General features: G+C 73.6%; 6 protein-coding genes. 3 read left to right on the forward strand and 3 right to left on the reverse strand.

Going from position 1 to position 13,279, the window contains the following annotated elements; genetic code table 11:
• Positions 1 to 51: 51 nt before the first annotated feature.
• Positions 52 to 4,560 (reverse strand): MobF family relaxase, encoded by a 4,509-nt coding sequence (mobF, locus tag ACWCPW_RS30645; protein ID WP_449764804.1) that lies wholly within the window; start codon positions 4,558 to 4,560, stop codon positions 52 to 54.
• A gap of 345 nt (positions 4,561 to 4,905) precedes the next feature.
• On the reverse strand, positions 4,906 to 6,162 hold the full coding sequence (locus ACWCPW_RS30650) for an amidohydrolase (RefSeq protein ID WP_449764805.1): 1,257 nt from the start codon (positions 6,160 to 6,162) through the stop codon (positions 4,906 to 4,908).
• 2,094 nt (positions 6,163 to 8,256) lie between these two features.
• Here ACWCPW_RS30650 and ACWCPW_RS30655 point away from each other — a divergent pair.
• Both ACWCPW_RS30655 and ACWCPW_RS30660 read left to right on the forward strand, forming a co-directional pair.
• Positions 8,257 to 8,679, forward strand: coding sequence for a hypothetical protein (locus ACWCPW_RS30655; RefSeq protein ID WP_449764806.1), 423 nt, complete (start codon positions 8,257 to 8,259; stop codon positions 8,677 to 8,679).
• Entirely contained in the window at positions 8,676 to 10,073 is a 1,398-nt protein-coding gene (locus tag ACWCPW_RS30660) for a relaxase/mobilization nuclease domain-containing protein (RefSeq protein WP_449764807.1), read from the forward strand. The genes ACWCPW_RS30655 and ACWCPW_RS30660 overlap by 4 nt, the downstream gene beginning before the upstream one ends.
• A 28-nt stretch (positions 10,074 to 10,101) precedes the next feature.
• Here ACWCPW_RS30660 and ACWCPW_RS30665 read toward each other — a convergent pair whose 3' ends face one another.
• Positions 10,102 to 11,268, reverse strand: coding sequence for a carboxylate-amine ligase (locus ACWCPW_RS30665; protein ID WP_449764808.1), 1,167 nt, complete (start codon positions 11,266 to 11,268; stop codon positions 10,102 to 10,104).
• A 540-nt stretch (positions 11,269 to 11,808) separates the two neighbouring features.
• On the opposite strand from ACWCPW_RS30665, the gene ACWCPW_RS30670 reads away from it, so the two are divergent.
• On the forward strand, positions 11,809 to 13,221 hold the full coding sequence (locus ACWCPW_RS30670; protein ID WP_449764809.1) for a hypothetical protein: 1,413 nt from the start codon (positions 11,809 to 11,811) through the stop codon (positions 13,219 to 13,221).
• Positions 13,222 to 13,279: the final 58 nt, after the last annotated feature.

Consider the following 13,279-nt stretch of genomic DNA (forward strand, 5'->3'; position numbering starts at 1 on the left):
GGATGGTGGGCGAGTGCACGCAGTGTCGGGGTCCGGCTCCCGTCGTCGGCGTCATCCCCGGTCCGATTCGCGACCGAATCGGGCGGGGGGCTCGTGTCGGGGCTCGGCGCCATCGACCGTACGAGCGGCCTCCCCCGAACTCTCGTCGGCGGGGCCGCGAGAGGCGCCGATGTCGCCGGCCGGCGTGAAGCCGGCGGCGGTCACCCCCGCGCCCGCCTGGCGTCGTTGTTCGATGATCGCTCGGGCGCGTGCCGCCCGTGCCGATGCCTCCTCCAGGCTGATCGGCTCCTCCGACGGCCGGGGTTTGCCCGAACGCGGGTGCGGTGTGGGCGCGTTGCCGGCCTGCTCGGATCGGGGCGGACCCGAGGAGGCCGGGTCTGCGGTGGCGCCCTTGGCCTTGTGCCAGGTGGCCGCGGTGGCGCCGTTCCTACTGCTTCCGCCGTCCCTGCCGCTTCCGCCGTCCCTGCCGCTTCCGCGGCTTGAACCGTTTCCACCGCTTCCACCGCTTCCGCCGTCGACGACGCCCTCGGGTCGACGTCGGGCGCCTGCCGACCCGGGTGTCCGCAGCTCGAATCCATCGGCGCGCATCGCGTCGGCCCGGCGCTCGCGCCGGTCCAGTTCCGCGGCGGCCGCCCGAGCCTGTTCGCGTGCCTCGGCCGTGTGCGCGTACCACGCGAGCCGGGCGGCATGGATCGTCTCCAGCGTCCGGGCCCGAGTCTCCGCCGACGCGGCGCGCCACGCGGCCAGTTCGGCCGATTGCTTCGCCGCCTCCGACTCCCGCGCGGTGCCGGCGGTCCACGATGCCATCAGCGCTTGGACCCGCTCCTGTTGCCAGTGCGCCTGCTCCTCCGCCGCCGCCTTGAGTCGATCCGCGACATGCGGCGGGGCCCAGAGTTCCTCGCGCTCGTACCGCTCCAGGGATCGGCGCAGTTCGGCTTCCGAGGCTCCGTCGGCTCGGTGTGCGCCGGCCTCGACGCCGAGCGCCTCGGCGGCCCGGTCCCACGCGTACCGGGCGTCCACCGCGTCCGTGGCCGGGGTCGGACCGATCGCGTCGCCCGGCCGGGTGTAGCCGTACGCCTCCCGGTAGTTCGACACCAGGCCGGCCCGGCGCGTCCACTCCTCGCGGGCACCGGGATCGTCGGGCACCGCGCCCAGCCGCTCGAGGGCCCACGCGGGCGGGGACTGCGCGGCCGCGCGGCCCAGTTCGTCCACCCGCTGGTCCATCACCTCCGCGAGCCGTCGCAGGTACACACCCACGGAATCGTTCGCCGCGGGGGTGCGGGCGAGATAGCCCGATCGGGCGCGTGGCGCCCGGCGTTCGTCGCCTGCCCGCGTCGCCTGTTCGGCGTGACCCGCGGAACCGGGCGCGGCGCCTGCGCCCGAGGACCGCGTATCGCCGGTCGCGCCCTCCCCCGGGGACCGCGTGCCGGGTGTCGTCGCCGAGCCCGCTCCCCGCCCCTCCGCGCTCCGCGTCACGTGCCCGGTGGGCATCCGGCGGTCCGCGAGCTGGAGTTCCTGCTCCAGCCGCCAGTGCAGCACCTCGGCGACGCTGTCCGCGTCCGCCAACTCCCGGGCCTGTATCGCGGTCCGCAACAACCCGTAGGCGTCGTGGCCCGCCCCCTCGACGCGCCGCACCAATCGGGTCAGGGCACCGAACGCCGGGTCGTCCTGGACGCTCGCGCCTTCGCCCGCGCCGAGTTCGTCCATCAGCACGCTCAGACAGTCCGCCGCGACGCGCTGCTCGACCAGGTCGCTCCACACCGGCGCCCACGTCCGCAGCGAGTCCGCCTCGGTGAACGCGTCGCGGATGGCCTCGGTCGCCGAACGCTGCGCCTCGGTGCGGCTCAACACCGCGGCGAACACGGACCGCGCGCCCGCCTCGTCGGATTCCTCGGCCGCCAGGTAGACGTGGTTGGCCGCCCGGGCCCGGGTGAGCGCGACGTAGAGCTGCTCACGGCTCATGCCTGCGGCGACCAGCGCGTGCGCGGCCTCGACCGTGCGGCCCTGCACCGCGTGCACCGTTCCCGCGTAGCCCAGTTCGACGTGATCCCGGACGTACGCGGCCGGCACGCGCAGGGTCTCCCCGTCGTCGTAGGCCACCGTCAGCCCGCCGTCGGCGTGCCGCTCCAGCACGCGCACGACGTCCCGGTTGGTGGCCCAGTGGCCCCGCCCCGAACTCGTCAGCGTGGGATCGTTGCGCCGGAGCTGCACCCGGTCGCCGCGCCCCGCCACGTTGCCGTCCGCGAGCGGCACGCCCGCCGCCTCCACCCGTCCCAGACTCACCAGTTGCGCACGGGCGCGGCCCGACAACTCGGCGGCCAGATCCCGGGTGGGGACCACGAGCAGCGCGTCCAGGCCGGAGAGGTGATCCACCAGCCAGCCCCGGTAGGCCGCCTCCTTCATCTCCTCGGCGGAGCCGCCGTGTGCCCGCCCGCGCGCGTCGTACTCGGCGAAGACCCCGGCGTCGCCCTCGCGCACCCGCAGACTGGCCGCGCGTTCCCAATCGGCCCGGAAGCGGCGCACCTCCTCGAGGGTGTGCGTGTGCGGGAGATCGCGGGCGAGCAGGCCGAACATGCCACCCGCGCCGATCTCCGCGGTCTGCCCGTGGTCGCCGGCCAGGACCACCTTGGCGCCCGCTTCGGCGGCCAGGGACAGGATCTTGTCCAGGTCCGCGGTGGCGCACGTGCCGGCCTCGTCGACGATGACCAACTCGCCCGCGTGGAAGGTGTAGAGGTCCCGGTCGGGCACGATTTCCCCCGCCGCGATCGCGGCGTTGGCGTTCAGGAACCTACGGACGTTCGCGACCCGTGAGACCCCCTCGTCGGCCATCACCCGGGCCTGCCGCTGACCGACCGCCAGACCCTTGACCGTTCCGCCGTTCGCCTCCCACAGCGCGCACAGGGCCGCGATGGTGTAGGACTTCCCGGTCCCGGCCGGGCCGACCAGCACGTCGACGAACCGACCGGCGGTCGCCAGGTCCCGGACCGCGGCGGCCTGGTCCGCGCCGAGGGTCGCGCCGGCCAGGAATCGATCCACCGACGCCCGCGAAACGGCCCGGGCGCGTCCTTGCTCGGCGTGCGCGATGATCCGCGCCTCGACGTCCAGGTGCTCGACCGTGGTGTAGAGCACCGCCTCCGGCCGGGCGTAGCGCGAGGCGCCGTCGGACATCAGCAGCGCCGACGGCGCGGCCACGGGGTCCGGCGGGGTGAGGCGGATCAGGGCCGGGCCACCCGGCGTTCGCGACTGCGGCGACAGCGCCCGGGTGGCCAGCTCGGCCAGCAGGGACCGCACCTCACGATGCGTCAGACCGCCCAACCGGTCCGGGAGTTGACGATTGAGCTCGGCGACGAGTTCGGCCTGTCGGAAGGTGGGACGGTTCGCGGTCAGCTCGCGGATCGCCCTGGCGATCACCAGGTCCGGGTCGAACGGCTCGGCCGTGGCGGCGGCCCCGGCGTCGAACACCCGCCGGGCGATGCCGGCGAGCGACTCGCGCAGGTGCGTGGTGGCCGTCTGCTCCCAGCGCGCGAGCAGTTCCTCGCGCGACGGGGCGTGCTTCTTCTTGGGCGCGCGGGTGTGCAGCGTCGCGGTCTGGGCCATGCAGGTGAGCTCGTACGCCGAAGGCTTGCGTCCGTGCACGAGCCGGTACAGCTCCACCATGTCGGCGACCTTCGCCGAGATCACCCGGCGTCGGGACGAGAACTGTTCGCGGACCTCCTCGGGGATGCCGAGGATCTCGCGGGCCTTTCCGTCCGGGCGCGTGGCGAAGCGCACGTTCAGCGCTCGGGTCAGGGCCTCCTCGGCGACCCGCTCGGCGACGGCCGCGGCGGCGGGCCGCTCGGCGTACACGGCCCGTCCGTCCAGGGTTCGCCACCGCTCGACGCGTTGCCCGGTGTAGGGGTGCACCTCGACCGAACGCACCCGGTTGAGCACGGCGCAGTGCACGTGCAACTGCGGGTCGTCGTCGCGCGAGGTGTGCTGGCGAAAGGCGGCCACGGTCCACTCGTGCGCGTCCACGCGGCGCACGCCGTTGTGTCCGGCCCGGGAGAAACCGGCGTGTTCCTGGAGGTGTTCGAGCCCGGCGCGCACGCCCTCCATCCACGCGTCCCAGACCGCCTGGGCCTCCTGGTGGCGGCCCTCGGCCTGTAACGCGGCGTGCAGGACCGACCAGCTCTTGGGCGCGGAGAAGGTCAGGTCGAGATACTTCACGGCCCGCACCTGGGTGGCCCGGACCCGATCGGCCACCGCGTCCCGCTCCTCGGGAGTGGCCGTGTCCGGTAACGCCGCCAGGGCGTCCGCCAGGCGTTCCTTCACATCGCGGTAGTTGCGCGGCGGCGCGCCCAGCGGGGCGCCGGTACGCGGGTCGACCATGTCGCCGTAGAGCTTGCCCATGACCTCGGCGTCGACCTCGCCCCGGAGACCGAACGCGGCGGCGCCCGCGCCCAACCAGACACCGGGGGGCTCCCCCGCGACCTCGATCGCCTTGAGGTAGTAGTGCTCGGCCCCGCGCCCGACCTGGTCGGTGAGATACCGGTGATCGCTCCCGGCGGAGATCGTCAGCACGGGACAGAGGGTAATCATGGGGCCACGGATGTGGAAGGGACTTCAGGGATGCATAGGTGTGCAGGTTCTGTTGCTCTCACGCTCCGTGCGCCGATTACCTTGCCCTCTACGGCCGTTCTTTGACGGGGGACATGCGGCGGGACCCGGCGCCGCATCCACGGGCCGGGTTACGCTGGGGGTGGTTGCTCGTGGGAGCCGCCGGCGGGGGTCGGCGATTTTGCCCATCCGGGACCTCGGTCCCGGTACGGACTCCGGTCCGAGTCGCCGACCCCGTCCCGGCCGCCGGTCGGGACGGGGGCTCGCGACGGGGCACCGGGCCCCGTCGCGAATCCCCGACCCGGTGGGTCAGGCGGCGGCGCCGAGGGTCTCGGGGCCGGTCGCCATCCGCGTCAGGTAGGCGGCGGCGATGGGGATCGCGCGCTCGTCGACGTCGAACCCACCCTCGTGCAGGTGGGGGTGGTCGGCGGGGTCGACCCCGGGCGGCCGGACGCCCAGGCGCACCAGGTTGCCCGGCACGCCCGGCATGTCCGGGACCCCCGGAACGTTCTCGGTGCCCTCCAGGTACCAGGCGAAGTCCTCGCCGCCCTGGCTCTGTACCGTCGTCGCCACCGCCTCCTCGCCGAGCAGGTCCACCACCGCCGCGTGCGACAGGTGGCCGAGGGTGTTCACCACGGGCGGCATCCGGTGGTGCTCGAGCTTCCACGTGATGCCGGAGCCGCCGACGCGCATGGCGCCCTCGATGAGCTCGGTGAGGAGCTTCGGCATCCTGTGCCACGCGTCGGGGTTCGCGGTGCGCAGCGATCCGCCGAGGTCGCCCTCGGTCGGGATCACGTTGAGCGCGGTTCCACCGGCGTGCACCAGGGTCCAGGCGAACACCACGCCGTCGCTGGGGGCGAACCGCTGCACGAGTCCGGGCAGGGCGAACATCATGTGCTGCAGGCCCATGATCATGTTCGCGGTGAGGTGCGGTCGGGCGCTGTGCCCGCCCGTGCCCTCGGCGTGGAAGCGGAACGTGTCCATGCCGGACGTGATCGGACCGTCGAGGATGGCGAGTCGGCCCACCTCGACCGTCGGGTCGCAGTGCACCATGTGGATCGACTCGACGCCGTCGAGCGCTCCGTCCATCATGGCCCGCAGCGCGCCGCCGGGCTGGATCTCCTCGGCGGGCTGGAACAGCAGCCGCACGGGCCTGGGCAGCAGCCCCTGGTTGCGGAGTGCGACCAGGTTGAGCCCGGCACCCAGAACCGCGCTGGTGTGCACGTCGTGGCCGCAGGCGTGGCATGCCCCGTCCACGGTCGAACGCCAGGGGACGGTCTTGAGGTCGGTGATCGGCAGCGCGTCCATGTCGCCGCGCAGGGCGACGAACGGGCGGTCCACCGCGTCGGTGTCCTTCGGGAAGATGTCGCAGACGATTCCGGTGCCGCCGGTGAGGACGCGGGGGTGCAGCCCGGCCTTCTGCAGGCGGGCGACCAGCCGCCGCGTGGTGCGGGTCTCCGCGAAGCCCAGCTCGGGGTGCTGGTGCAGGTCGCGGCGGAAGGCGATCAGTTCGGGGGCGAGCTCGTTGACCCCGGAGAGGATCCGAGCGGCCGTGGGCGTGGTCATGAGTGGTGCTCCTTGGTGTGGGATGTCCGGCGAGCTCCGGGCGGGGTTTGCCAACCCGTTCGGCGCTCGTGAGGCCTTGGGAGATCGACGGAGGGATCCGCCGCGCGCGGCGTGGGGCTCGGTGATCGACGAGCCGCGCGCCCGGCCGGTGACTCCCTGGGTGGGCCGGGCAGGCGCAGCCAGACCATGGCGCGGGTGTGGTGTCCAGGCATCTTTCCCGCCTGGACACCATGCCCGGGGTATGGTCTCCTCCGGTGCCCGGTCGCACAGGGGGGCATCGGTCGGGTGTGGCTCGCCGATCACCGAGCCCCGCGCCGCGTGTGGCACCCTGCGCCGCTCTCCCGAGGACTCACGAGCGCCGGACGTGGGCAAATCCCGCCCGGGGCTCGCCGGATCCCACACCGGAGCACCACTCGTGACCGCGACCGCGGCCGCTCGGATCCGCCCCGGGGGCGGCGGGTTCGGCCCCGAACCGATCACCTTTCGTCGTGGCCTGTACCGGCACCGCGAGCTGGGCGCCGCGTGGACCCGCACCACGCGGCGGCTGGTCGCTCGCCTGCGGAAGGCCGGGCTGAACCCCCGTGTACTCACCGGCGGTTGTGCCGGAGTCGGCTGCGACGTCTTCCCGAACGGCGAGGCGGCGGACCGCCCGTTCGTCGCCCTGCGCGGCGACATGGACGCGGTGGCGATCACCGAACTCGGAAGACGTCCTCGGGCGTTCGACCGTGGACGGGGCATGCCATGCCTGCGGGCACGGCGTGCGTACCGGCGCGGTCCCGGGGGCCGGGCTCAACCTGGGCGGACTCCGTGACCCGGGGCTGTTGTTCGGGTCCGTGCGGCCGGTGTTCCGGCCCGCCGAGAGATCCGGCCCGGCGGCGCGCTGCGGGCCATGATGGACGGAGCGCCCGAGGGCGTCGAGTCGGGCCGCACGGTGCGCGGGGATCCGACGGTCGGGGTGGGCCGACTCGCCGTCCTCGACGGTGCGATCACGTCCGGCCTGGACATGCTCCGCTTGCGTGTCGAGGGCGCGGGCGGGCGCGGTGCCCGACCGCACGTCGCCGTGAACGTGGTCGTGGGGCTGTGGCGGATGGTGTTCGCCCCGCCTGGGCTCGTGTGGGTTCGTCCCCGGCGACGGCGTGGTGTTCGCCTGGACCCTGCCGCACGCCGGGGGAACCGCGCTCGACGTGATCCCGACCGGGGGCGCCTTCGGCGGATCGCCGCGCACCGCGCGCCCCGACGCGTGGCGCGGGATGGCGGAGATCGTCGCCGAGTTCGTCGAGGGTGTCATGCGCGTCGGTGGCGGCTTCGGTCGTGGACGGGCGGGCGCCGCCGGGTGTCGTCCGTGGGGAATGCCCTCGGTCGCCGGTCGTGCGCGGCGGTGGTGGACCTGCTCGGCGTGGACACGGTGGCGGGGGCGGTACGGAGCCGGGGCGGCGGGGACTTCGCCGCCCGCTGTCCGGTGGGCGCCCGGGACGTTCCGGGGGTCCCGGACATGCCGGGCGTGCCGGGTGCCGGTGGGTCTGGGCTTCCGGCCGCCCGGCCCCGACGATTCCTCCGCCTGTGCGACGGCGGTTCGGCGTCGGCGAGCGCGTGATCACCGTCGCCGCCGCCGGGCGTGCGCTGTGGTGACCGGCCCCGAGACCGTGCCACCGACGGACCCGCCGGGGCGGGGGTTCGCGGCGGTTCGGTGATCCGCCGCGAGACCCCGTCCCGACCGGCGACCCCACGTCCGGGCGTTCCGGCCTCGGGGGCACCCACGAACCGGGCCCGGGCGGGGCGGGCGTCGGGGCGCCCGTACGCCCGCCGACCCGCGCGCCGGGCGGGTCGCACCTTCGCATCGTGATGCACGGGTGTGGGTTCCGGCGCCGCTTCGCGGCGCCGGACCCGAAATGCGGCCCCCTGGGCCGCATTTCCCACCCGGCGCCCGACGGCGACCTTTTCGGGGCCATGTCCGCGGAGGGTTCGAACGAAGATCAGGTAACTCTTCGTACTATCTTGCTTCGAAGGCTTTCCTGTTGCCGCGCTTCACGAGAGACTTCGACCGTGAAGGCCACGCTGCGGGCGAAGTCGCCAGGAGGGAACGGGGATGCGCGGATGTCGACCGACGAGAGCGCACAGTCGCGGACCGGGAGCGGTCCGGCTCGTCTGCCCCGTCGGACGGGCGGGCGACGCCGGGTCACCAAGGTGCTGATGAGCGAGGACGAGTACGCCCACGTCTCGGCCAAGGCGGCGGACCAGGCGGTGAGCATCCCGAGGCTGCTGGTGGAGTCGGCCTTCGACGACGCGCCGACGGCCACCGAACGCCGTGCGTTCTACGCCGAACTACTCGCCGTACGACGGCAGTTGGCTCGATTGTCGGAGCAGTTGTCCGAGCTCGGCGCGGACCCGGCGACGCGGCACGCGCCGCCGCCCGGATGCGCGGACGTCGTGGGTCGACTGTCCGCGGTCCTGGACCGCCTCGACGCGGCGACCGGCTACCCCCGCCCGTCGACCGGCCCCCGAACGCAGGCGCCGTGATCGCCAAGCTCTCCGCGGCCCACGAGCGCCACGACGACATGGCGCAGCTCGTGACGTACCTCTTCGGTCCCGGTCGCGCCAACGAGCACGAGGACGCGCACGCGATAGCGGCGTCCACGGGTCTCGACCTCACCGGGGACCCGGCCTCGCTCGCCGCTCAACTCGACGCGCCCAGGCAGCTTTTCGACACCGAGGTCAAGCACGGATCGGTCTGGACGGCGAGCCTGTCGAACGCCCCGGGGGACCGCCGGCTCACCGACGCGGAATGGGCGACGGCCGCGCGTATGCTGATCGACCGTCTCGGCTTCGGCGAGGAGGAGGGCAGGGCGCCCTGTCGTTGGATCGCGGTCCGCCACGGCTTCTCCGGGAAGGGCAACGACCACATCCACGTGGCCGTCTGTCTGGTCCGCGAGGACGGCACCCGGGCGAGTCCGTGGCAGGACCGCGTCAAGGCGTCGGCGGTATGCGCCGAACTGGAGCGGCGCTTCGAACTGATCGCGGTCGAAGGCCGTCGGCAGGGGCGGGGGTTGCCCGGATACTCCCGCGCGAACGCCGAGAGCGCGGTGCGCCGGGGCCGTCCGGAGGTCGAACGGGACACCCTGGCACGGCACATGCGCGGCGCGGCGGTGGCCGCCGTCGACGAGGCGGACTTCCTCCGGCGCCTGTCCTCGTCCGGGGTCGTGGTCCGTCCGCGCCTGGATCGACGGGACGGCGAGACGGTGCTGGGCTTGTCGGTCGCCCTGCCGCCGCCGGACGGTACGAGCCCGGTGCGCTACGGGGGCGGGCGGCTCGCCCCGGACCTGTCGTTGCCGCGGTTGCGGTACTGGTGGGGCACGTCCGCCGCCGAGACCGATGACGCGGCCGCGGCGTCCGAACCGCTCGACGCCTCCGCGACGGAGCCCGCCTCCGACGAGGACGCCCTGGCGCGGTGGACTCGCGCGGCGACGGAGGTGGCCCGGCTGCGTTCGGCGGCACGCGAGCGGCCCTTGGACGATGTGGCCGGGTGGGCGGGTATCGCGCGGGAGGTCGCCGGCGTGTTCGCGGTGTGGTCGGCGCAGGCGGAACCGGATCGTCCCGGGCCGTTGGCCCGGGCGGCCGACGTCCTGGCCCGAACCGCGGTATTCGACACGCCACTTCGACGGGGTCCGAATCTGCGCTCGGTGGCCCGAACCGCCGCGGGCGCTCCCCCGCCGCGCGCGGCCGACGCGGCGCGGGCGGCGCTGCTGCGGGAACTGCGGCTCACCATAGGCGTGATCCACGATGCCGAGGCCGCGCAACGGCGCACCGCACAGGCCGCCCGGCTCGACGCGTTGGATCATCTGGACCTCGCGCCGCTGGAGGAGCGGATGAGCGCGGGCCGAAACGACGACGGGGTCACCGCCCGTAGGCCGTGACCCCGTCGGATCGGGTGCGTTCGCGGTATCAGGCGACCAGGGTCGGTGACTCGTCGACCAGGTCCGACTTCGCGGCGCCGGGCCGCTCTTTGACCAGGGCGGCCGGCAACTCGGAGAAGGTGATCGTCTGCTCGCGGAGCAGCTCGACGGCCGCCCGGGGGGACGGGTTCACGACCCGGAGCTGGCGTGCCGCGCTGCTGCCGCCGTCCAGCATGCGCCGGGCGACGGTGCGCACGAACGCGAGGTCGCCGGAGGCGACCAGGTCGGGCATCAGGTCCTCGATGAGCTGCCAGATGACCGTGCGCGCCGAGTCGGTGGCCATCGTCGTCGGGTCGATCAGGAGTCCCTCCAGGCCCGAGCGGGCAGCCCGCCAGGTCGCCGCGCGCAGCCACGCGGGCGAGTGCGCCGGCAGCCGTTCGCCGCTCTCGGCCGCCCGGACCCCGCGCTGGACGAGAGCGCGGAAGAGCACGGCGATGAGCACGGAGGTGTCCACGTCCGGACACGAGTCGCAGATGCGCATCTCGAGCGTGGGCACGTGCGAGGACAGGCGCAGGTCCTGGTAGTGCATGCCGACGTCGACGATCACGCCCGAGCGGACCATGCCCTCGAGCATGTCGTCGTACTCCCGCGCGGAAGCGAAGTTGTCCGCCGGCCCCGCCGAGGGCCAGCGCTGCCAGAGCATGTTGCGCCAGCTCGCGTAGCCGGTGTTGTCGCCGAGCCAGTAGGGGGAACTGGCGGACAGCGCGAGGAGTGTGGGCAGATGCGGGGAGATCCAGGACATCGCCCGCGCGGCCACGTCCCGGTCCTCGACGCCGACGTGCACGTGCAGCCCGCAGACCACCTGCTCGTCGGCGACCAGCGCGTAGTCGCGCTTGATCGCGGCGTAGCGGTCGCCCGGGGCCTGCGGCGAGTCCGCGAGGTCCATCAACGGCGCGGTCCCGGAGGCGATCACCGCCACCCCGATCTTCTCGGCGGCTCGGGCCAGGAGCGTCCGGGAGCGGATCAGGTCGGCCCGCAGATCGGCGAGTTCGACGTGCGGTTCGCTGTTGGTCTCGATCGAGGCTTCCTTGGCCTCGCCGGTGAAACCGACCGTCGGCAGTTCGGCGAGCAGTTCCGTACCTGCCGGGCTCAACCGCCCGGTGCGTCGGTCGACGATGTGAAACTCTTCTTCGACACCCACAGTCCGAATCGACATGTGTCCCCTTGAGATGTGTGTTGCGTCAGTCGTTGTGCTGCGTGGCCGACGGGCCGCGCCGGATCGGGCACCCGTACAACGGGACGGATCGAATGGGTGCGGTGGCCGGCACCGGAACCGCGTGGCTCGTGCAACCACGCGTAACCGCGGAGTGGTTGCGCGTGAAAGTCGGTAGTGCCCCGTGTTCTCGACGATCGGGGTGCCCCGAGGTCGAGAGAAGTCCGTGCAGGTCCGGGGCCGGCGAATGTGAGCGCCCGAAACCCATTGGCCTGCAAGGCCGTTGGACCAGCCTGCGACCCCGTGGCCCTGCTGCCAAGACCCACTGGGTCCAGGAACTCTTGCGCTGAGCGATCTTGGTTCTTGGTCTGAATCATGCATGACGCGGAACCGAACGCGAATTCCCGTTGTACACGCAAGGAATCGGCCTGCGGATGGTGTTTCCCGCGTTCGCCGTTCCTACCCCTGTCCGCCCCGCGTGTCTTCGGTGCGTTCATCCCGCGAGCCGACGACACCGTGGCACGCGCACGACATGATGACCGCATGGCGACTGCGCTCGGCGACTATCTCCGGGGTCGGAAGCTCGTCGGTCGAGCGTGGCTCGAGAGCGACGAGCGGTTTCGAATCGAGTATCGCCGGATGCGCCGCCGGGTGCCCATGTATCGGGTGGCCATCGGGGCGCTGCGGCTGCTGCACCGGCTCACCGCCGACGAGCGGCAGAAGCAGGCGGACCTGGGCGTGACCTGGTGGCCGCGGGTGGGTCCCGACGGTCGGATGTACGCCATGCCGAAGTTGTGGACCATCGACGAGCGGGAGCCGACCGACAAGCAGACCCCTGGTCCGCCGCGCACCGAGGCCGAGTTGTACCGCCGGTGGGAGGCCGGCGAGTGGTCGGAGCCGAAGGGCGGGGCCGAGACGCGGTCCACCGGCGACCCGGCGGAATTGCGGCGCGTCGCGTCGTTCGCGGCGCGTTTGGCGCGTGTCGTCTCGGGCGACGAGTGGCCTCAGATGATCCACGAGTACGAGCGCCGCAAGGCGATCCTCGCGCAACTTCGCGCGGGAGTCGTACCCGAGGGCAACCGGTACGTGGAGAACGGCTCCGTTCCGCCGGGTGTCCGGCCTCCACTGCACGGCTGGGCGGGTTATCACTGGGTCGGCGATCGCCCGTTGGACCTGGACTCCGACCGGCTGATGGATCGGGCGTGGGTGCTCGGTCGTACGCCGCCGCGGCAGTACCAGCCCTGGAGCGCGGGTCGGGTGACGTTCGCGGGGGCGTACTTCGGGCCCATGTTCGGCGAGCTCGGCCGCACCGTGGTCGGCGGCGAGGCCAACCCGGAGTTCCTGAGCCTGCGGGTCGCCTACGGTGTGTGGTGGGAGCAGAACGCCTCGATGAAGGGGGAGGCCCGGATCCTGCGCGGGGCGCGGATGGTGCGGTTGCGCGACCTCGCGAGGTTCGCCCACGCCGAGGCCGCGCACGTGGGACTCGCCCCCGCGCCCCGCAAGGCCGCCGGCGCGGCGCCGAGCTGGGAGACCCCGGCCCCGGAGGAGGTCACCGACGAGGTCGTCACGGCGGTCGCCCGGTTCGCCAGGTCCGAGGTGTCGACCGACGCGGCCGCACATGCCGAGCGGTCCATCGGCCCGTCCTCGGCCGTGTCGGCCGCCGCGGCCGCCGCCGAGGTCGCGGCGCAGGCCGGGCCGCACGACCCGACGCCCGCGCGGGTGTGGATGGACCGGCCGCCTCCCTACGACCGCAGTCTGCGCGCGGGCGGCGCGCTCTCGGCGAGCACCATCGCCGCCATCACCGCCGGTTGGGCGAAGCAGGTGCCCTCCCGCGGACTGCCCGGGATGGACCCCAAGCCCGACGGCCGTCCCCTCGGCGTCCACCCGTGGCGGCCGACGCCGAGCCGCGACGCGCGGGAGACGGATCGCGGGCGCCGGGACGAGCGGGAACGATAGCCGGGCGGCGGCCGGAGCCCCCGAAGCCTGCCTCCCGATCCGCCGAAGCATCGCCGCG

Source organism: Embleya sp. NPDC001921, from assembly GCF_053594475.1.